The sequence below is a fragment of the Streptosporangium sp. NPDC050855 genome (assembly GCF_044456585.1).
Taxonomy (GTDB): Bacteria; Actinomycetota; Actinomycetes; order Streptosporangiales; family Streptosporangiaceae; genus Streptosporangium; species Streptosporangium longisporum.
The window spans coordinates 94599-113678 of the sequence record NZ_JBITFY010000017.1 but is presented as its reverse complement, the minus strand read 5'-3'; the positions used below and the strand labels follow the sequence as shown (position 1 = coordinate 113678).

Annotated in this window: 17 protein-coding genes and 1 riboswitch; of the genes, 8 read left to right on the top strand and 9 right to left on the bottom strand. The window is 72.3% G+C overall.

Annotation, left to right across the window (positions count from 1 at the left end; all coding sequences use genetic code 11):
* A riboswitch (cobalamin riboswitch) is annotated at positions 1–201 on the top strand.
* Between the two features lie 204 nt (positions 202–405).
* From ACIBCT_RS29975 to ACIBCT_RS29965, 3 genes are all read left to right on the top strand, one after another.
* Complete coding sequence (locus tag ACIBCT_RS29975) at positions 406–2841, top strand: ribonucleoside-diphosphate reductase subunit alpha (protein ID WP_399194339.1); 2436 nt, start codon at positions 406–408, stop codon at positions 2839–2841.
* A gap of 42 nt (positions 2842–2883) precedes the next feature.
* Positions 2884–3879, top strand: a complete 996-nt coding sequence (locus ACIBCT_RS29970; RefSeq protein ID WP_399194213.1) for a ribonucleotide-diphosphate reductase subunit beta — start codon at positions 2884–2886, stop codon at positions 3877–3879.
* A 61-nt stretch (positions 3880–3940) separates the two neighbouring features.
* Positions 3941–5110 (top strand): mechanosensitive ion channel family protein, encoded by a 1170-nt coding sequence (locus tag ACIBCT_RS29965; protein WP_399194211.1) that lies wholly within the window; start codon positions 3941–3943, stop codon positions 5108–5110.
* On the opposite strand, the gene ACIBCT_RS29960 is transcribed toward ACIBCT_RS29965, so the two are convergent.
* Positions 5107–6255, bottom strand: coding sequence for a DUF5685 family protein (locus tag ACIBCT_RS29960; protein WP_399194209.1), 1149 nt, complete (start codon positions 6253–6255; stop codon positions 5107–5109). The genes ACIBCT_RS29965 and ACIBCT_RS29960 overlap by 4 nt on opposite strands.
* A 343-nt stretch (positions 6256–6598) precedes the next feature.
* Complete coding sequence (gene glgC, locus ACIBCT_RS29955) at positions 6599–7825, bottom strand: glucose-1-phosphate adenylyltransferase (protein ID WP_399194207.1); 1227 nt, start codon at positions 7823–7825, stop codon at positions 6599–6601.
* Between the two features lie 48 nt (positions 7826–7873).
* Here glgC and glgA point away from each other — a divergent pair, with 48 nt between their 5' ends.
* Complete coding sequence (gene glgA, locus ACIBCT_RS29950; RefSeq protein ID WP_399194205.1) at positions 7874–9070, top strand: glycogen synthase; 1197 nt, start codon at positions 7874–7876, stop codon at positions 9068–9070.
* 108 nt (positions 9071–9178) lie between these two features.
* On the opposite strand, the gene ACIBCT_RS29945 is transcribed toward glgA, so the two are convergent.
* Positions 9179–9544 (bottom strand): PH domain-containing protein, encoded by a 366-nt coding sequence (locus tag ACIBCT_RS29945; protein ID WP_344900239.1) that lies wholly within the window; start codon positions 9542–9544, stop codon positions 9179–9181.
* A gap of 96 nt (positions 9545–9640) precedes the next feature.
* Between ACIBCT_RS29945 and pgeF the strand changes: the two genes are divergently transcribed.
* Positions 9641–10327: a peptidoglycan editing factor PgeF gene (gene pgeF / locus ACIBCT_RS29940; RefSeq protein ID WP_399194337.1), complete on the top strand. Its 687-nt coding sequence runs from the start codon at positions 9641–9643 to the stop codon at positions 10325–10327.
* A 280-nt stretch (positions 10328–10607) separates the two neighbouring features.
* On the opposite strand, the gene ACIBCT_RS29935 is transcribed toward pgeF, so the two are convergent.
* From ACIBCT_RS29935 to ACIBCT_RS29920, 4 genes are all read right to left on the bottom strand, one after another.
* Entirely contained in the window at positions 10608–11015 is a 408-nt protein-coding gene (locus ACIBCT_RS29935; protein WP_399194202.1) for a nitroreductase family deazaflavin-dependent oxidoreductase, read from the bottom strand.
* A gap of 64 nt (positions 11016–11079) precedes the next feature.
* Entirely contained in the window at positions 11080–11826 is a 747-nt protein-coding gene (locus tag ACIBCT_RS29930; protein WP_399194200.1) for a sirohydrochlorin chelatase, read from the bottom strand.
* Between the two features lie 159 nt (positions 11827–11985).
* A complete protein-coding gene (locus ACIBCT_RS29925; protein ID WP_399194198.1) occupies positions 11986–12543 on the bottom strand; it encodes a GNAT family N-acetyltransferase in 558 nt (185 codons plus the stop codon).
* A 668-nt stretch (positions 12544–13211) separates the two neighbouring features.
* Positions 13212–14549 carry an MFS transporter gene (locus tag ACIBCT_RS29920; RefSeq protein WP_399194196.1) on the bottom strand — a complete coding sequence of 446 codons (1338 nt, stop codon included), beginning with the start codon at positions 14547–14549 and terminating at the stop codon, positions 13212–13214.
* Between the two features lie 119 nt (positions 14550–14668).
* Between ACIBCT_RS29920 and ACIBCT_RS29915 the strand changes: the two genes are divergently transcribed.
* Positions 14669–15355, top strand: coding sequence for a GntR family transcriptional regulator (locus ACIBCT_RS29915; RefSeq protein WP_399194194.1), 687 nt, complete (start codon positions 14669–14671; stop codon positions 15353–15355).
* A 28-nt stretch (positions 15356–15383) separates the two neighbouring features.
* The gene (locus tag ACIBCT_RS29910) at positions 15384–16622 is read left to right on the top strand and encodes an alpha/beta hydrolase family protein (protein ID WP_399194192.1); all 1239 of its coding nucleotides are present in this window, start codon (positions 15384–15386) and stop codon (positions 16620–16622) included.
* A gap of 118 nt (positions 16623–16740) precedes the next feature.
* Here ACIBCT_RS29910 and ACIBCT_RS29905 read toward each other — a convergent pair whose 3' ends face one another.
* On the bottom strand, positions 16741–17166 hold the full coding sequence (locus ACIBCT_RS29905; RefSeq protein ID WP_399194335.1) for an Lrp/AsnC family transcriptional regulator: 426 nt from the start codon (positions 17164–17166) through the stop codon (positions 16741–16743).
* Positions 17167–17315: 149 nt separating this feature from the next.
* Between ACIBCT_RS29905 and ACIBCT_RS29900 the strand changes: the two genes are divergently transcribed.
* Positions 17316–18170 carry a tryptophan 2,3-dioxygenase gene (locus ACIBCT_RS29900; RefSeq protein ID WP_399194190.1) on the top strand — a complete coding sequence of 285 codons (855 nt, stop codon included), beginning with the start codon at positions 17316–17318 and terminating at the stop codon, positions 18168–18170.
* Between the two features lie 86 nt (positions 18171–18256).
* On the opposite strand, the gene ACIBCT_RS29895 is transcribed toward ACIBCT_RS29900, so the two are convergent.
* The gene (locus ACIBCT_RS29895) at positions 18257–19066 is read right to left on the bottom strand and encodes an Fpg/Nei family DNA glycosylase (protein WP_399194188.1); all 810 of its coding nucleotides are present in this window, start codon (positions 19064–19066) and stop codon (positions 18257–18259) included.
* Positions 19067–19080: the final 14 nt, after the last annotated feature.

Below are 19080 nucleotides of genomic sequence, written 5' to 3'. Positions count from 1 at the left end.
AGGATCCTGATCGTCGCTGGTTCACCCGTGAAGGGTGAGGCAAGAGGGAACCCGGTGAGATTCCGGGACTGCCCCGCAGCGGTGAGCGGGAACGAAAGCCGTCATTGAGCACTGGGTGCGCCATGCCCGGGAAGCGACGGCCGGTAGGCGTGTGCGGTGCGCCCGTGAGTCCGAAGACCTGCCGGTGACGTGGTTGTCCAGGGCCTCGTGGGAGGGCCCGCGGAACGAGGCGGTCCGGCGTGCCCGGAATCGCTCGTGGACGCGTGCCCCCGTCGAGACCGCAGGGGGAGAGTCCGAGCGAGCGAGGGGCAGTACGTGACAGAGATCGTGGCGCAGACCGTGACGGAGATCGACACTCCGACGGGGGACGGCGGGGAGCGCGGGCCCGGTGGCACCGGCGGGCCGGTGACGCGGAACGACGCCCGGACGGGGGACGGCGGGAACGACGGTCGCAGGCTGGCCATCGACGAGGCCGCCGCCCGGGTGATCACCGACCCGGAGAACTCCAGGATCGCCGCCGCCATGCTGGCCGAGCTGATCGCCGACGAGGCCGCCGAGCACGGCGTGCGGAGCTTCTCCGACTCCGTCGCCGCCACCCACCGGGCCGGGCTGGTGCAGGACCGGCTCGCGGAGTTCGTGGCCGCGCACGCCGAGGCCCTGGACGCGCTGGTCGTGCCGGACGCCGACGCCGGGTTCGAGTACTTCGGGCTGCGCACCGTCTACGACCGCTACCTGCTGCGCCACCCGAGCACCCGTACGGTGCTGGAGCGCCCGCAGCACTTCTTCCTGCGGGTGGCCTGCGGCCTGTCCGAGACCGTCGAGGAGGCCGCCGAGCTGTACGCGCTGATGGCCTCGCTGTCGTACCTGCCCAGCTCGCCGACGCTGTTCAACTCCGGCTCGCGCCGCCCCCAGCTGTCCTCGTGCTTCCTGCTCGACTCGCCCCGCGACGAGCTGGAGTCCATCTACGAGCGCTACGGGCAGGTCGCCCGGCTGTCGAAGTACGCCGGGGGGATCGGTATCGCCTGGACGCGGATCCGCTCGCGCGGCTCGCTGATCCGCGGCACCAACGGCCACTCCAACGGCATCGTGCCCTGGCTGCGCACGCTGGACTCCAGCGTCGCCGCGGTGAACCAGGGCGGCCGGCGCAAGGGCGCGGCCTGCGTCTACCTGGAATCCTGGCACGCCGACGTCGAGGAGTTCCTCGAACTGCGCGACAACACCGGCGAGGAGGCCCGGCGCACGCACAACCTGAACCTGGCCAACTGGATCCCCGACGAGTTCATGCGCAGGGTCGAGGCCGACGGCACCTGGTCGCTGTTCGACCCCAAGGAGGTCCCGCACCTGACCGACCTGTACGGGACGGCGTTCGACGAGGCCTACCGGGCCGCCGAGGCCGAGGGCCGGTTCGTCCGGCGGATCCCGGCCCGCTCCCTGTACGGGCGGATGATGCGCACGCTCGCCCAGACCGGCAACGGCTGGATGACCTTCAAGGACGCGGCCAACCGGACCTCCAACCAGACGGGCAGGCCGCAGAACGTCATCCACCTGTCCAACCTCTGCACGGAGATCCTGGAGGTCACCGGGGACGCCGAGACCGCGGTCTGCAACCTCGGCTCGATCAACCTGGCCGCGCACCTGGTCACGCCCCCCGCGAACGACGGCACCCCGGCGAACGGCGGGACCCGGGGAGACGGCGCGGCCTCGGGGAACGGCGAGGTCGCGGGAGGCGGCGCCGTCCCGGGGGACGACGGGGCGTCGCGGATCGCCGGGATCGACTGGGACCGGCTGCGCGCGACCGTCCGCACCGCCGTGCGCTTCCTGGACCGCACCATCGACCTGGGCTTCTACCCGACCCCCGAGGCCCGCGACGCCAACCTCAGGTGGCGGCCGATCGGGCTCGGCGTGATGGGCCTGGCCGACGTGCTGTTCACGCTCCGGCTCCCGTTCGACTCGCCCGAGGCGCTGAAGCTGTCCACCACGATCTCCGAGGAGATCGCGCTCGCCGCCTACGCGACCTCCTGCGACCTGGCCGCCGAGCGGGGCCGCCACCCCTCGTACGAGGAGACCAGGGCCGCGGGCGGGGTGCTGCACCCCGACCACTACGGCGCGGCCACGTCGGCGCGGTGGACCGCGCTGCGGGAGCGGATCGCCGTGACCGGGCTGCGCAACTCGCTGATGGTCGCGATCGCGCCCACCGCCACGATCGCCTCCATCGCCGGCTGCTACGAGTGCATCGAGCCGCAGGTGTCCAACGTCTTCAAGCGCGAGACCCTGTCGGGGGAGTTCCTCCAGGTCAACCGCTACCTGGTCCGGGACCTGCAGGCCAGGGGGCTGTGGACCCCGGCGATCCGCGACGCGATCAAGCGGGCCGACGGCTCGATCCAGGACATCCCCGAGATCCCGGACGACCTCAAGCCGCTCTACCGGACCGCCTGGGAGCTGCCGCAGAAGGCGCTGATCGACCTGGCCGCCGCGCGCACCCCGTACGTCGACCAGTCGCAGTCGCTGAACCTCTTCATGGCCACGCCCACGATCGGCAAGCTCTCCTCGATGTACGCCTACGCGTGGAAGTCGGGCCTGAAGACCACCTACTACCTGCGCTCGCGCCCGGCCACCCGGATCGCCCAGGCCACCGTGGCGGCCCCCGGCCGGGCCGGTGCGCAGGACGCCGCTCGGGACGTCGCGCAGGACGCCGCTCGGGACGCCGTGCGGGCCGGTGCGCGGGAGGTTCCGCGGGACGGGTCCGGACCCGTCACCGACCCCGTCACCGACCCCGTCACCGACTCCGGCGCCGTCGCCTGCTCGCTGGAGAACCCCGAGTACTGCGACGCCTGCCAGTAGACCGCCCGGCCGCTCCCCACCTCACGAAAGGCACCGTTTCCGATGTTGCTCGACCCCGGCATGGACCTGACCCTGCGGCCGATGCGCTACCCGGAGTTCTACGAGCGCTACCGGGCGGCGATCCGCAACACCTGGACCGTCGAGGAGGTGGACCTCGCCTCCGACCTGGCCGACCTGGCGAGGATGACCCCCGAGGAACGCCACCTGATCAACCGGCTCGTCGCGTTCTTCGCCACCGGCGACTCGATCGTGGCCAACAACCTGGTCCTCAACCTCTACCAGCACCTGAACGCGCCGGAGGCGCGCCTCTACCTGAGCAGGCAGCTGTTCGAGGAGGCCGTGCACGTCCAGTTCTACCTGACCCTGCTGGACACCTACCTGCCCGACCACGACGAGCGGGTCAAGGCCTTCTCCGCGGTCGAGCACATCCCCTCGATCCGGGACAAGGCCGAGTTCTGCTTCCGCTGGATCGACTCGCTCGGCGGGCTGACCCGGCTGGAGACCCGGCAGGACCGGCGGGCGTTCCTGCTCAACCTGATCTGCTTCGCGGCGTGCATCGAGGGCCTGTTCTTCTACGGGGCGTTCGCCTACGTGTACTGGTTCCGCTCCCGCGGCCTGCTCGGCGGCCTGGCCACCGGGACGAACTGGGTGTTCCGCGACGAGTCCATGCACATGGAGTTCGCCTTCGGCGTGGTGGAGACCGTACGGGCCGAGGAGCCCGAGCTGTTCGACGACGCGCTCACCGAGCAGGTCACCCGGATGATCGAGGAGGCGGTGGAGGCGGAGCTCGCCTTCGCGGCCGACCTGTGCGGTGACGGGCTGCTCGGGATGGGCGTGGAGCAGATGCGGCTCTACCTGCGGTACGTGGCCGACCAGCGGCTGGTCAGGCTCGGCATGCCCGTCCGGTACGGCACGGCCAACCCGTTCGCGTTCATGGAGCTTCAGGACGTGCAGGAACTGGCCAACTTCTTCGAGCGACGGGTTTCGGCCTATCAGGTAGCAGTCGAGGGGAATGTCACCTTTGACGAGTCCTTCTGATTAGCTGGAGAACCCGGAAAGGAAACATAAGGGACAGAAACGCCGAGGGGGTACGTCGTCCGTGTCCAACTGGATGATTTTGATCGTCTCCGTGGCCGCCGCCGTCGTGGCGGTGGAGGCGGTGCGCAGGATCCTGCGTTCGCGGCTGATCGGCGAGAGGTGGATCCTCGCCGGCCCGCTGGTGCGGCGCTGCACCTGGCCGGGGTTCGCCACGGCCGCCGTGGCGACCGCCTACACCGTCTACACGCCCGACCGCTCCAACGAGCCCAGCATGGTGCAGGGCGCGGCGGGCCAGGTGATCGACCGCGGCCTGAGCCTGATCCTGATCGGATGCGCCACCTGGCTGGTCATCCAGGCCGCCTACGCGATCACCGACGTGGTCCTGGACCGCCTGATCACCGTCGAGGGCGAGCGCAACCGCAAGGCCCGCCGCATCCGCACCCAGATCACCCTGGTCCGCCGGGTCGCCTCAGCGGTGATCATCGTGGTGGCGCTGGGCGCGATGCTCTTCACGTTCCCGCAGGTACGGGCGCTGGGAGCCGGTCTTCTGGCCTCGGCCGGAATCGCCGGCGTCGTGGTGGGCATCGCCGCCCAGTCGACGCTGGGCAACATGCTCGCCGGTCTGCAGCTGGCCTTCAGCGACGCGCTCCGGCTGGACGACGTGGTCGTGGTCCAGGACGAGTGGGGCCGCATCGAGGAGCTCAGCCTGACCTACGTGGTGCTGCGGCTGTGGGACGAGCGCCGGCTGGTGCTCCCGGTCTCGTACTTCACGGCCAACTCGTTCGAGAACTGGACCCGGCACAGCAGCCGGGTGATCGGCCACGTGCTCATCCGGGTCGACTGGTCGGTGCCGGTCGAGGAACTGCGCACCGAGCTCTACCGCGCGCTGCGCGAGCACCCGCTGTGGGACCAGAAGGACTGGACCCTCCAGGTCACCGACACCCTTCCCAACGGGCTGCTGGAGCTGCGCGCCCTGATGAGCGCCTCCGACTCCGCCAGCGCCTGGGACCTCAAGTGCGACATCCGCGAGCACATGGTGACCTTCATCCGTGACAGGTACCCCGAGTCGATGCCCCGCTTCCGGGTCGACGTCCCACCCGTCTCGGAGAGCGTCCCCGGGCTGCTCACCGGGATGATGGCGGCCGAGCCGGACCCCCGTCCGGCGGGGTCCCTCGCCAGGGGCGGTGACCGGCGCGACCCGTCGCGCGGTTCCCAGGACGACGAGTCCTAGGCGCTGCAGTCGCAGCAGCACCCGTCGCACCTGCCGCAGCCCTTGCAGCAGTCCCCGCAGCCGTCGCAGCCGCTGCAGCCGTCGCATCCGTTCAGGTAACAGCGGTCGTACCAGGGCGCCCGGCGCTCAGGGTCCCAGCGGGGCCGCCAGAGCCCGCAGGTCAGCAGGCTTCCCGTGGCCGCGGCCGACCTGCGGACGAATCCCGGCCGCCGGTAGGAGCTCCCCGCCGCTGGCCGGGCCGCGTCCGCGGGAAGGCCGGCTCCACCGTCCGGCACCGTCCCGGCAGGGGCGGGGGAGACGTGCCGGAAGGTCCGCTCCACCGCGCGCCGCACCTCGGTGCCCAGCAGCGCGTCCACCAGGTGCCGGTCGGCGGGCTCCAGGTCCAGCTCCAGCAACGCGAGCCTCAGACCGTGCGCGGCGTCCTCGCAGAGCCGGCGCGCCTCCCGGGTCGAGGTGCCGGTGGCCGCCAGCGGGTTGAACGCCCCGCGGGCCGCGTCCTCCTGCCGGTCCTCGACCGCGTCCAGCAGGTGGGCGATCCGGCCGAAGAACCGGCCCGCCTCGGCCAGCGCCGCCGCGTTGCCCGGCCTGCCGGCGAGCAGGGCGGTGTGCGCGAACGCGGCCGCGACCGCCTCCTCGGTGGGCCGGGTCAGCTCCAGCAGGGACCTGCCCGCGGCGCCCTCCACCTCCAGCTGGAGGGCGGCCGTCGCGGTCAGCGGGGCCGTGTCGAACCCGATCCCGGCCCCCATCCGGGCGCCGGCCGCCTCCCAGCGGGCCGCCAGCATCCGGCGCGCCGGACCGGTGCCCGGAGCCGCGTCACCGTCGGCCACGTGGTCGCGGAGCTTGCCCGCGGCCAGGACCAGCGAGACCGTGGCGGCCAGCCGCGCTCCCCGGGCGCGGGCGTCCACCACGTCCGCCGTACGGAACCCGCGCAGCGCGCAGGGCCCCGCGGTCCGGTGCGGGGAGCCCGCCGGGTCCTGCGCCTCGGCCAGCACCGAGATGATCAGCCCGTCGTAGTTGGTGGCCAGCCGGGCCGCGTGTCCCTGCCCGTCGCGCAGGGTCAGGCACAGGCCGCACAGGTGGGCCGTCCAGGCCCTGTGCAGCGCCGGGCAGGAGTGGTCGCCGCAGGGGCGGATGATGCCGAACATGTGAACTCACGGGGTGTGGGGGGCGGCACGAAACCGGAGAAACGTACCAGGAGAATCTATCCCGTACGGATCCGCGGGCTCGCGGCCTCCACGTCCGTCCCGTCTCGTTCCACCCTTCTTGTTCCGTCCGGCCTGTGCGGGGCGGTCAGTCGGACATGACCTCGTAGAGGTTGCGCGTCTCGTCGGCGACCGGTCAGGGCCGGGCCCCGGTCAGGCCAGAACCCGGTCAGGCGGGGACCGCGTCAGGGGCGGCACCCGGCCAGGACCGGGCCATGGACAAGGACCGGGCCCAGGGCAAGGACCCGGTCGGGCGGGCCGAGGGCGAGGTCAGGGGCGGGACCGGTCAGCGCTCGACGATCTCGTTCTTGCCGATGACCACGATGCCCCCGCTGGTCACCGCGAAGCGGCTGCGGTCGTACTCCAGGTCGAAGCCGATCCGGGCGCCGTCCGGGATGACCACGTTCTTGTCGATGATGGCCTTGCGGACGATGGCGCCCCGGCCCACCTTCACGTTGCCCATCAGCACCGAGTCCTCGACCTGGGAGTGGGAGTGCAGCACCACGCCGGGGGAGAGGATCGACCGCAGGGCGAGCCCTCCGGACACGATCGCGCCCGCCGAGACCAGCGAGTCCACGGCCCGGCCCACCCGGTCGCCGTCGTTGTGCACGAACTTGGCCGGGGGCAGCGGGTCGTGACCGGTGTAGATGGGCCAGCGGCTGTTGTACAGGTTGAAGATCGGGTGCGCCGAGATGAGGTCCATGTGGGCCTCGTAGTAGGCGTCGAGCGTCCCGACGTCCCGCCAGTAGCCCCGGTCGCGCTCGGTGGAGCCGGGTACGACGTTGTCGGCGAAGTCGTACACCTCCGCGCTGCCGGACTTCACCATCATCGGGATGATGTTGCCGCCCAGGTCGTGCTTGCTCGCCGGGTCGAGCGCGTCCTCGCGGAGCGCGTCGATCATCGACTGGGTCCTGAAGACGTAGTTGCCCATCGAGGCGTACACCTGGTCGGGCGCGTCCGGCAGGCCCACCGCGTCCTTGGGCTTCTCGCGGAAGGCCGTGATCTTGCGTCCGGCCGGGTCGGTCTCGATCACCCCGAACTGGTCGGCCAGGGAGATCGGCTGCCGGATGGCGGCCACGGTCACCTCGGCGCCCGACTCGATGTGCTGCTGCACCATCTGCCGGGGGTCCATCCGGTAGATGTGGTCGGCGCCGAACACGATGACGTGGTCGGGCATCTCGTCGTAGATCAGGTTCAGGTTCTGGAACAGCGCGTCGGCGGAGCCGGAGAACCAGTGCGGCCCGAGGCGCTGCTGGGCGGGGACCGGCGTGACGTAGTTGCCGAGCATCGCCGACAGCCGCCAGGTCCGGGAGATGTGCCGGTCCAGGCTGTGGTTCTTGTACTGGGTCAGTACCACGATCTGCAGGTAGTGACCGTTGGCCAGGTTGGACAGGACGAAGTCGACCAGCCGGTATATCCCCCCGAAAGGCACCGCCGGCTTCGCTCGATCAGCCGTCAGAGGCATGAGCCTCTTGCCTTCTCCACCGGCGAGCACGATCGCGAGGACTCTCATGAATGGACCTTAACCTGACGACCAGGGATGAAACACTAGGCTGATCGTATGCGAGTGGATCTGCTGACCCGTGAATATCCCCCCGACGTGTACGGAGGGGCGGGCGTTCACGTCGAATACCTCGCCCGGGAGCTGCGCAGGCTCGCCGACACCCGGGTCCGCTGCTTCGGGACCTCCCGGCAGGAGGAGGGCGTCTCGGCCTACCGGGTGCCCGGTGGCCTGGAGACGGCCAACGCCGCGCTCCAGGTCCTCGGCGTCGACCTGGAGATGGCCGCCGGGTGCGAGGGCGCCGACCTGGTGCACAGCCACACCTGGTACGCCAACTTCGCCGGGCACGTGGCCAAGATGCTCTACGGGACGCCCCACGTGGTGACCACGCACAGCCTGGAGCCGCTGCGCCCCTGGAAGGCCGAGCAGCTCGGCGGCGGTTACACGCTGTCGTCGTGGGCCGAGCGCGGCGCGCTGGCCACCGCCGACGCGATCATCGCCGTCTCCGAGGGCATGCGCCGCGACGTGCTGGCGAGCTACCCCGAGATCGCGCCGGAGAAGGTCACGGTGATCCACAACGGGATCGACACCGGGGAGTACGCCCCCGACCGCGACACCGACGTCCTGGAGCGGCACGGCATCGACCCGAGCATGCCGTACGTGGTCTTCGTCGGCCGCATCACCCGGCAGAAGGGCCTGGTCCACCTGCTGCACGCGGCGCGCGACTTCCACCCCGACGCCCAGCTCGTGCTCTGCGCGGGCGCCCCTGACACGCCCGAGATCGCCGCCGAGGTGACCGCCCTGGTCCGCGGGCTCGACCGCGAGGGCGTCGTGTGGATCTCGGAGATGCTCCCCCGGCCGGAGGTGATCCAGATCCTCACCCACGCGACCGTGTTCGTCTGCCCCTCGGTCTACGAGCCGATGGGCATCGTCAACCTGGAGGCCATGGCCTGCGAGACCGCGGTCGTGGCCACCGCCACCGGCGGCATCCCGGAGGTCGTGGCCGACGGCTCCACCGGCCTGCTGGTGCCGGTCGACCAGGCCGCCGACGGCACCCCGCACGACCCCGAGGCGTTCGCCGCCGGCATCGCCGAGCGGGTCAACCGGTTGCTGGCCGATCCGGCCCTCGCCACCCGGATGGGCGAGGCCGGGCGGATCCGCGCGGTGGAGCACTTCTCCTGGGAGCGCATCGCCGAACGGACCATGGAGCTCTACCGCGGGGTCGCCGGGGAGAGGGCCCCGGCCGAGGCCGGCTGACGCCTCCCTCGCGTCCCTCGCGGAGGAGGATCGTCCTGGACGTCGGCCGGTGCGGGGCGGGGACCCGTGCGCCGGCCGACGCGGGACGGGGTCTCCGGGCGGCGACGGTCAGCCGGTGATGAAGTGCAGGATCACGTTGTGCACGTGGTGGGCCTTGTCGTCGCCCCGGAACTCCACCTCGTAGGTGTGGGTGCCCACGTGGATGGCGATGGCGCCCGAGGAGAAGAACGAGCCGGCGAAGGACTTGTTGCTCACCACGCTGACCGCCGAGACCTTCCCGTACGGGATGCTGGTGATGGCGACCTTCTTGCCGACGAACGACTTGTCCTGGACGATCACGCGCTTGTCGGTGAGCCCCAGGAAGCCGGTGCCCGCGCCGATGGCGTCGTAGACGGCGATGATCTGCTCGCCGGGCATCAGGCCGCTCTCGATCTGCTGGTACTGCTCCTTGCGGTCGTACACGACCTGTGCCATGAGACTCGCAATCTCTCGGGGGATCGATGTCCCTGTGAAACGAACGTCCGGGAAGCCGGGTTCCGGGACCAGTAGGGTCGGCCCGTGAACTTTCAGATGAGGATCACCGACCGGCACGGCGGCGTCAGCGCCGCGCCCTACGACAGCCGCAACCTCGGGGGCATGTGCGGGGACGATCCCGACGCGGTCGCGGTGAACAGGGCCAGGACGGCCGCCGAGTTCGGCCTGGAGCGGGTCGTGTTCATGCGGCAGGTGCACGGGGCCGACGTCCGCTACGTCGAGGAGCCGTTCGGCGACGACCCGCCGCCGCTGGACGGGATCCTCACCGGTGTGCCCGGCCTCGGCCTGGCCGCGCTCTGCGCGGACTGCGCGCCCGTGCTGCTCGCCGAGCCCGAGGCCGGCCTGGTCGGGGCGGCGCACTCGGGCCGGGTCGGCACCATGGCGGGTGTGGTCACCGCCCTGGTCGAGGAGATGACCGGGCGCGGCGCGGACCCGGCGCGGATGACCGCGCTGATCGGGCCGATGGCCTGCGGCACCTGCTACGAGGTCCCGGCCGAGCTGCGCGACGAGGTCGCGGTGACGCTGCCGGAGGCGTGGTCGATCACCCGCCAGGACACCCCGGCCCTGGACCTGCGAGCCGCGATCACCGCGCAGCTCGGCAGGGCGGGCGTCGGGGAGATCACCCACGACACCCGGTGCACCATCGAGACCGCCGACCTGTTCTCCCACCGCAGGGAGAACACGACCGGCAGGTTCGCGGGCTACGTCTGGCTGGAGCCCTGATCCCGTCCGGTTCCCGGCACCTGCCCTGATCGCGGCCCCGGTCCCGGTACCGGCCTTGACCCCCGTCCGGCTCCCGGCCCCGGCCGGGGTTCCGGCCCGTCACGAGCCCTGTCACGAGCCCTGTCACGAGCCCTGTCGCAGGCCGCGTCGCGGGTCTCGTCACGGGCCTTTCGCGAGCTCTGTCACGAGCTTTGTCACGAGCCCCGTCGCGCGTCTCGTCACAGGCCTCGTCGCGGGTCCTGTCACGGGTGGCGGAACCCGGCCGACGCGATCGTGCCGCTCAGGACGTGACGCGCTCCAGCACGACAACGGGGATGTCCCGGTCGGTCTTCTTCTGGTAGTCGTCGTAGGCGGGCCAGGCGGCCGTCATGACCGGCCACATCTCCTGCTTCTCCTGCGGGGTGGCGGTACGCGCCCTGGCCCTGAACCGGTCGCCCAGCACCTGGACCTCGACGTCCGGGTCGGCCTGCAGGTTGAGGTACCACAGCGGCGGCTCGTCGGCGCCTCCCTTGGACGCCACCACCAGGTAGTCGTCGCCGTAGCGCTGGTAGATGAGCGGCGTGTCCCGGCGTTCACCGGACCTGCGGCCCGTGGTGGTGAGGATCAGGGCGGTGGTGCCCTGCCAGTCGTGTCCTTCGGCACCGTCGGTCGCGCGGTACCGCTCGACATGCTCTTTTCCGAACAGCATGGTCTGTCCCCTCTGACGGTTGAAAGGGTCATTACCCGTCGGAGGGGACAGCTCACCTGCCCGCTCAGTCGGCGGACAGGATGCTCCCGTAGGCGCGGGCGGCGAGGTCGGCGACCAGGTCGTGCGCGCCGAGGACCCCGGCGCACTCGGCCCCGACCTCCGCCGCGGCCGAGTCCACCAGTCCGCCGGGCACCTCCGGCCCCAGGACGCACGGGGAGAGCGCGATGCGCTCGGCGCCGATGCCGCGCAGCCGCTCTGCCGCTGCGGCCACCGAGGGAGCGCTGTCCAGCGAGGCGACCAGGACCGGCAGCGTCAGGCGCGAGGCCAGCAGCACGGCCGTCGGCTGCGCCTCCACCGCCGCCTTCTCGCCGCCGACGGTGGCGAGGACGACCCCGTCGACCGGGCTGGAGACGTTGATCAGCCGCATCCGGTCGGCCCGCGCCAGGCCCCGCTCCGCCAGGCGGATGTGCAGGGCCTCGGCGAGCAGCGGATGCGGGCCCAGCGGATCGGTGACCGTCGCCGCGACCCCGCTCGAGGCCACGGCCTGGGAGATCAGCCGGTCCGCGACCGGGTGCGGGCCGGTCAGCAGCGGCACCACGACGGCGGCGGTGGCGTCCTCGGGCCGTTCCCTGGCCGCCGCCTCCAGCTCGGAGGCCAACTGCTTGGCGTCCTCGTCGAGACCGGCCAGGCGTACCTGGATCTGGGGGTTGTCCACCCGGATGAGGGCCGCGAGCTCTGCGGCGGCGCCGGAGGCGTCACCGAGGGTGGCCAGCACCAGTGCCGGTGCCTCGGGCGGGAGCTGGGAGGGCACGGGCCTGCGGTGCCTTCCGGAGGGCCGGACCGGACGCCCTCGTACGGGGAGGATGGGACTCTCGCTCACAAGCGCGGACTCTAGGGCCATTTGCCGCTTTCCGTTACCGGAAACGCCAGGATTTCCCTCACAACATTGTGCCGGGGGCGGCGCCGGGCGTCAGACGTCGCGGTGGCCCTCCCACTCGTCCTCCAGCGCCGAGTGCACGATGGAGTCGCGCCACGTCCCGCGCGCCCGGACGTGGTGCCTGATCCTGCCCTCCTCGACCATCCCGGCGACCAGCATCGCGAGCTGGGCGGCGGTGTTGGCGGGGGAGCGGGCACCCCAGATGCGGTGCAGGCGCAGGTCGCGGAACCCGAAGGTCAGTATCAGCCGGATCAGGTCGGTGCCGATGCCCCGCCCCCAGTGGTCGGGACGCAGCCCGAGGCCGAGCTCCGCGCTGTGCGGATGGTCGGCCTCGATGTGCAGGCGGGCGACCCCGAAGGCGTCGTCGCCGTCGAGGCCGGTCACCGCCAGCACGTACAGGAGCCGGGGCTCGGCCGTCCGGGCGTTCATCGCCTCGACGATCGTCTCCTCGACCTCCTCGCGGGTACGGGGGTCGAACGGCAGGTGCTCGGTCGCGGTGGGGTCGCCGTAGACCGCGTGCAGGGCGTCCACGTCGTCGATGGTGATCTCACGTAACCGGAGCCTCTTGCCCGTGATCTCAACGGAGCGCATACGCGGGCGCCAACGTCTCGGGGCTCCTGTGACCGGAGGTCATCCCATCAAGCGGACATACCATCATTTTAGTGATCTTATACGCATGCTTCGGTGGCTGCCCAGGCCCTTGAGTGCAGTGCTGCCCCTGTTTCCTCCCTGTTCCACCCTTGTTCCTCCTGTGTCGTCCCATGTCAGCTCGTGTCCTCTGCTGTCCGGAGCCCGTCGGCCGGGAGGCGGTTCTGTCCGGAACCGGCCTGTCCGGAACCGGCCGTCCGGGGGGCGGCCCGCCCCCCGGACGGGGGGGCCGGGGGGGGCCCCGGGGGCGGGGGGCCCGGGGGGGGGGGGGCGCGGGGGCGGGCGGGGGGGGGGGGGGGGGGGGGGGGGGGGGCGGGGCCCCCCCGGGGGGGGCCCCCCCCCGGCGGGGGGGGGGGGGCCCCCCCCCCCCCCCGCCCGGGCCGCTCGGGCCCCGGCTCCGAGCGGCCCGGTCCTGTGCGGCCCGCGGCTCCGAGCGGGCCGGGTCGAGGGCGGGCCGGGCGAAGGGCCGGGCGGAGGGCCGGGGGCGGTGGCATGGATGGCCGTCCTGCGCCACCGCCCGCCGGACCCCCCTTCGTGGCGGGTTCGAGGGGGTGCCGATCGCTGCCGGGAACCGTCCCGGGGTGCGGGGTCCGGGGTGTCCGGAAGCGGGGTCAGGCCTCCCGGGGAGCGGTTCCCGCGTGCTTTCCCGGGTCGCCGCCCGGGTCGCCCGCCGGGGCGGGGAGGTCGTCGTCGTTCCGCGTCCCGGGGGCCATGGCCAGGCCCACCGCGGTGACGGCGAGGGCGGCGACCACGTAGAGCGAGATGGCGAGGGTGTTGCCGAACCGGTCGAACAGCGAGATCGCGATGATCGGGGCGAGCGCGCCCCCGAAGATCCCGGCGACCTGGTAGCCCATGGAGGCGCCGCTGTAGCGCAGCCGGGTGCTGAACAGCTCGGCGATGAAGGCGGCCTGCGGGCCGTACATCGCGGCGTGGCAGGCCAGCGCCACGACCGAGGCCAGCGTGATCAGCGGGAAGGAGCGCGTGTCCAGCAGCGGGAAGAAGGCGAACACCCAGACCGCGGCCCCGAGCACGCCCGCCAGGTAGACCGGCCTGCGGCCGACCCGGTCCGACAGCCCGCCGAACAGCGGGATCAGGAAGAGCTGGAAGGCCGAGCCGATCAGCACCGCGTTCAGCGCGACCCCGCGCTCCAGCCCGAGGGGACCGGTCACGTAGGCGAGGATGTACGTCACGAAGGTGTAGAAGGCGACGTCCACCCCGATCCTGGCGAAGCCGGCGGAGATCAGCGCGCGCGGGTGGGTGCGGAGCACCTCCACCAGCGGCATCCGGGCCTTCGCGCCCGCCTGCTCCACCTGGGCGAAGAGCGGGGACTCCACGATTCGCAGGCGGATCCACAGCCCGACGACCACCAGCGCCCCCGAGAGGAGGAACGGCACCCGCCATCCCCACGACAGGAACGCCTCCTCCGGCAGGGTCGCGGACATGATGCCGAGCACGCCCGCGGCCAGCAGGTTCCCCGCGGGCACCCCGACCTGGGGCCAGCTCGCGTTGAACCCGCTCCGCCGCGGGTCGCCGTGCTCGATGGACATCAGCACGGCCCCGCCCCACTCGCCGCCCAGGCCCAGTCCCTGCACGAAGCGCAGGGTGGCCAGCAGCAGCGGGGCGGCCACCCCGATGGTGGCGTAGCCGGGCAGCAGGCCGATCAGGAAGGTCGCCGCGCCCATCAGCAGCAACGTCGCCACCAGCACGTTCTTGCGGCCGATCCGGTCGCCGAAGTGGCCGAACACGATGCCGCCGAGCGGGCGCGCGACGAAGCCGGTGGCGTAGGTGAGGAACGCCAGCAGCGTCCCGGTCAGCGGTTCGAAGGTGGGGAAGAAGAGCTTGTTGAAGACCAGCGCGGCGGCCGAGCCGTAGAGGAAGAAGTCGTACCACTCCAGGGAGGTGCCGATCAGGCCGGCCACGATGACCCGCCGTGTCTGGGATTGTGCCATCGCGTGTACTCCTTGGTACGCGGGGGAGAGGTCGCTCCGGGATGCTGCTGCCGGATGCATTCAACATAAGAATCGTTGAACAATTCGACAAGACTTTTGTTTCATGATTTCTTGAGACCGTGGAAGACGTGGCCGCCGCCCTGCGGCACGACCGGGGGCGCCTCGGGCGCAGCAGCACCGCCGAGAAGGTCGCCGACATCCTGCGGGACCGGATCGCCGACGGCTCCTTCGTCCCGGGCGAGCGGCTGTCGGAGGAGAGCATCGGCGCGGTGCTGGAGGTCTCGCGCAACACCCTTCGCGAGGCGTTCCGGCTGCTGGGGCACGAACGGCTGCTGGAGCACCGGCTCAACCGGGGGGTGTTCGTCCGGGTGCTCTCCGCCGAGGACGTGGCCGACATCTACCGGGTGCGCAGGGTCATCGAGGGCGCCGCGGTCCGCCACAGCGCGAACGTCACGCCCGCCGCCCTGGCCATGATCAAGGAGGCCGTCGCGGAGGGGACCCGCGCCGCCGAACAGGAGCGCTGGCAGGACGTCGGGACGGCCAACATCCGCTTCCACCAGAACCTCGCCGCGCTGAACGGCAGCCCGCGGCTGAACGAGACGATGCGCCAGCTGCTGGCCGAGCTGCGCCTGGTCTTCCACGTCATGAAGAACCCGCGCTCCTTCCACGAGCCCTTCGTGGCCCGCAACCTGGAGCTGGTCGAGCTCATGGAGAGCGGGCGCATCGCCGAGGCCGAACGGGCCCTGGAGAGCTACCTGAACCATGCCGAGGAACTGCTCGTACGGGCATATATCCCTGAGCCGTAATCATCGTGTGATGGGGCACAATGAGCGGATGATTCCTCCGGATCCGCACGTCCTGGTGGTCACCGGCCCCGGTCTGGTCGCCGATCTCCGCCTCCTCACCGAGGTGGCCGACCGGGAGTTCGCGGCCCTGGGCGTCACCGGGGAACTGTCCTCCGCCCCCGACCTGCCGGCCTTCCGTGCGGCCCTGGAGTCACCCGGCGTCCTGGTCGTCCTGCCGGGCCCGGACCCGCGGGCCCGCGGGCTGCGCGCCGAGCGTCCCGAGGCGGTCTGGCTCGACGTGACGCGGCCGCGGACCCCGCTCCCCGCGCCCCCTCCCGGCCCCACCGGTGCCGACGGCCCCGTCGGCCCCGTCGGCGCGACCGGCGCGTACCTGCACGGCCGCGGTGTCTGGGGGCTGACCTGGGCGATCAGGCACGCCGTGCACCGGTCGCGCCACCCCGCGCACCGGGTCGCCTACGGCGACCACCCCGACCAGTGGGCCGACGTACGCCCGCCGCGCGCCGCGCAGGAGCCGTCCGCGACGGAAACGGTTCCCGGGACGCCTCCCGCGGGAACGGCGTCCGCAGGGACGGCGGCCGGGGAGGCGCCCCCGTCGGGGACCGGGCCGTCCGGCGGTGCCGGGCCGGTGCCCGTGGCGGTGCTGCTGCACGGTGGTTTCTGGCGCCCGGTCTGGGGCGCGGACCTGATGGACGCGCTCGCCGTGGACCTCGCCGGCCGGGGGTTCGCCACCTGGAACGTCGAGTACCGCCGCCCCGAGCCGCACGGCTGGGCGGCCACCACCCGGGACGTGGCGCGGGCCGTCGCCGCGGCGGCGCGGGAGGCCACCGGGCCCCTGGTGGTGATCGGCCACTCGGCGGGCGGGCAGCTCGCGCTGCGCGCCGCCGCCGACGACCACCGGATCACCCTGGCCGTCTCGCTGGCGGGGGTGCTGGATCTGGCCGAGGGCGACCGCAGGCACCTGAGCTCCGGCGCGGTGGCCGCCGCCCTGGGCGGGTCCGTCACCGAGATCCCCGAGGTCTACGCGCGCTCCGGGCCGCTGGAGCGCCTGCCGCTGGGAGTGCCCCAGCTGATCGTGCAGGGCGGCGGGGACGACCTGGACCTGGTCGACTTCGGCCGCCGCTACGCCCGGGCCGCGCGGGAGGCCGGGGACGAGGTGACCTACCTGGAGATGTCCGGCGACCACTTCGACGTCATCGACCCGGCCTCGCCGATCTGGCGGGCGACCGCCGGGGCCGTCGCCGACGTCGTGGCGGCCCGCCCGGCCTGACCCGCCGCGCCCGGTCCCGCCACGAGGTCTTCCCGGTACCTGACCCGCCGCACCCGGCTCCGCCACGAGGTCTGCCCCGGGGTCTCCCCGGCGCCCCGTCACGGCGGGCGCCGACCGGTCACCCCGCGGAGAGCGGCCGCCAGGGCACCGGGCTGGAGAGCACCATCATGCTCGACGGGTGCCCGTACGGGGCGAGCCGGTCGATCATCTCCTCGAAGGCCGACATCGAGGTGGCGGCGACCCGGAGCAGGCAGCAGGTGTCACCGGTCACCCGGTGCACCTCCAGGATCTCCGGCCAGGCCAGCGCCTGCTCGTCGCGGAGCACGCAGCGGGGGCCGTAGCAGGACATCCTGATCAGGGCGGCCACCGCGCGCCCGGCCAGGGCCGCGTCCACCCGGGCGTGGTAGCCGGTGATCACCCCGGTCTCCTCCAGCCGCCGTACCCGCTCGGCCACCGCCGGAGCCGACAGGTGCACCCGCCGGGAGAGCTCGCTGTACGACAGCCGCGCGTCGTCCTGCAGCTCGGCCAGCAGGGCCCAGTCCATCGCGTCCACGATCACGCTCCGTCACGTCGTAACTCGATCCGCCCGATGCCTTCCGTTCCGAAGGCCCCGGTTGATAATCACCTTTCTTCCATTATTTCCGTAGTGACCGATACAGCGCACCATGGAGGTGTACAGACGAAGGAGGAGCGATGACCGGGATCAAGCAGCTCACCGAAGAGGACAGAAGGGCACGGGCCGAGGAGAACGCGGGGCTGCCGACGCTCGGCTTCGAGTCCGGGACCCCGTACGACGACTACGTGGGAACCGCCGCGCTGCACCGCCTTCAGCGCACCGTCACCGACGTCCCCGAGGAACTGGCGTTCCTGGTGACCACCCAGGTGATGGAGCTGTACTTCGGGCTGCTCCGCTCGGAGTGGCTCCTGGCGCAGCGGCAGCTCGACGACGACGACGTCGCCGCCGCGACCCTGACGATCAAGCGGACGGTCCGGCACTTCGAGGCGCTCAACGCCGCCTGGGCCTCGCTGAGCTGGATGACCCCGGCGCAGTTCAACTCCTTCCGCGACGCCCTGGGCGAGGGGTCGGGCTTCCAGTCGGCCCTCTACCGCCACGTGGAGTTCCTGCTCGGCAACAAGTCCGAGGTGCTCACCCGGCCGCACCGGCGCAACCCCGAGGCGTACCGGGAGCTCACCGAGGCGCTGCACCGGCCGAGCCTGTACGACTCGGTGCTGGCCCTGCTCGCCCGCCAGGGGTACGCGATCCCCGCGTCCGTGCTGGAGCGCGACCTGAGCGCGGAGTACGAGCCCAGCGCCGAGGTCGAGGCGGCCTGGGTCGAGGTCTACGCCGGGCCGCTCGCACCGCTGGCCGAGGCCCTGACCGACCTGGCCGAGCAGTTCTCCGACTGGCGCTACCGGCACCTGATGGCGGTACGGCGCTCGATGGGCGCCAAGCCGGGTTCCGGCGGGTCCAGCGGCCTGAGCTGGCTGGAGCGGAGCATGCGGCGGGAGATCTTCCCCGAGCTCTGGACGGCCCGCACCCTGATGTGAGACCGCGCCCGGCCGTCCACGTCCGCGCCGTCCGTGATCGCGGTCCCGGCCGCTCGGACGTGTGCGCGGGCCCCGGACGGAGGCGGTCAGCCGGTCTGGCAGGCCGGGCACCAGAAGAGGTTGCGCCCGGTGAGCACCTCGGTGCGGATCTCGGTGCCGCACAGGTGGCACGGCATGCCCGAGCGCCGGTAGACGTAGACCTCGCCGCCGTGGCCGTCGACCCGGGGCGGGCGCCCCATCGCCTCGGGCGTGTGCTCGGGCCTGACGGTGTCGATGTGACCCACCCGGACGCCGTCGGCCATGAGCGCGACCAGGTCCTCCCAGACGGCCTCCCACCGGGCCCGGGACAGGTCGCGGCCCGGCCGGGACGGGGCGATCCCCTGCCGGAACAGCGCCTCGGCCCGGTAGATGTTCCCCACGCCCGCCACGACCGACTGGTCCATCAGCAGGATCCCGATGGAGGTGCGGCTCCGGCCGATCCGCCGCCAGGCGAGCTCGGGGTCGGCGTCCGCGCGCAGCGGGTCGGGCCCCAGCCTGGCGTGCAGCTCCTTCTTCCCGGCCGGGTCGAGCAGCTCGCAGGTGTTGGGGCCGCGCAGGTCGGCGTACTCGTCGTCGCCGCTCAGGCGCAGCCGCACCATCCCGGTCGGCGCGGGAGCGGGCGATGGGCCGAAGGTGTACCTGCCGTAGATCCCCAGATGGACGTGGAGCCAGCGCTCGTCGTCGAACCCCAGCAGCAGGTGCTTGCCGTGGGCGTCGGCCTCGGTGAGCACCCGTCCGTCGATCAGCAGGGCCCCGTCGGTGAAGCGCCCCTGGGGGCTCCGCGCGCGGACCCGGTGGCCGCCGAAGGCCCGCCGGTGCTCCCGGGCCAGGCGATGGATGACGTGTCCTTCAGGCATGGTCCGGCCAGGAT

What these genes read in the sequence shown, in the direction of transcription:
- ACIBCT_RS29970 (WP_399194213.1), top strand. Translation starts at nt 2,884, where the DNA reads ATGTTGCTCGACCCCGGCATGGACCTGACCCTGCGGCCGATGCGCTAC.
- ACIBCT_RS29960 (WP_399194209.1), bottom strand. Translation starts at nt 6,255, where the DNA reads ATGTTCGGCATCATCCGCCCCTGCGGCGACCACTCCTGCCCGGCGCTG.
- glgC (WP_399194207.1), bottom strand. Translation starts at nt 7,825, where the DNA reads ATGAGAGTCCTCGCGATCGTGCTCGCCGGTGGAGAAGGCAAGAGGCTC.
- glgA (WP_399194205.1), top strand. Translation starts at nt 7,874, where the DNA reads ATGCGAGTGGATCTGCTGACCCGTGAATATCCCCCCGACGTGTACGGA.
- ACIBCT_RS29945 (WP_344900239.1), bottom strand. Translation starts at nt 9,544, where the DNA reads ATGGCACAGGTCGTGTACGACCGCAAGGAGCAGTACCAGCAGATCGAG.
- pgeF (WP_399194337.1), top strand. Translation starts at nt 9,641, where the DNA reads ATGAGGATCACCGACCGGCACGGCGGCGTCAGCGCCGCGCCCTACGAC.
- ACIBCT_RS29935 (WP_399194202.1), bottom strand. Translation starts at nt 11,015, where the DNA reads ATGCTGTTCGGAAAAGAGCATGTCGAGCGGTACCGCGCGACCGACGGT.
- ACIBCT_RS29925 (WP_399194198.1), bottom strand. Translation starts at nt 12,543, where the DNA reads ATGCGCTCCGTTGAGATCACGGGCAAGAGGCTCCGGTTACGTGAGATC.
- ACIBCT_RS29920 (WP_399194196.1), bottom strand. Translation starts at nt 14,549, where the DNA reads ATGGCACAATCCCAGACACGGCGGGTCATCGTGGCCGGCCTGATCGGC.
- ACIBCT_RS29910 (WP_399194192.1), top strand. Translation starts at nt 15,384, where the DNA reads ATGATTCCTCCGGATCCGCACGTCCTGGTGGTCACCGGCCCCGGTCTG.
- ACIBCT_RS29905 (WP_399194335.1), bottom strand. Translation starts at nt 17,166, where the DNA reads ATGGACTGGGCCCTGCTGGCCGAGCTGCAGGACGACGCGCGGCTGTCG.
- ACIBCT_RS29900 (WP_399194190.1), top strand. Translation starts at nt 17,316, where the DNA reads ATGACCGGGATCAAGCAGCTCACCGAAGAGGACAGAAGGGCACGGGCC.
- ACIBCT_RS29895 (WP_399194188.1), bottom strand. Translation starts at nt 19,066, where the DNA reads ATGCCTGAAGGACACGTCATCCATCGCCTGGCCCGGGAGCACCGGCGG.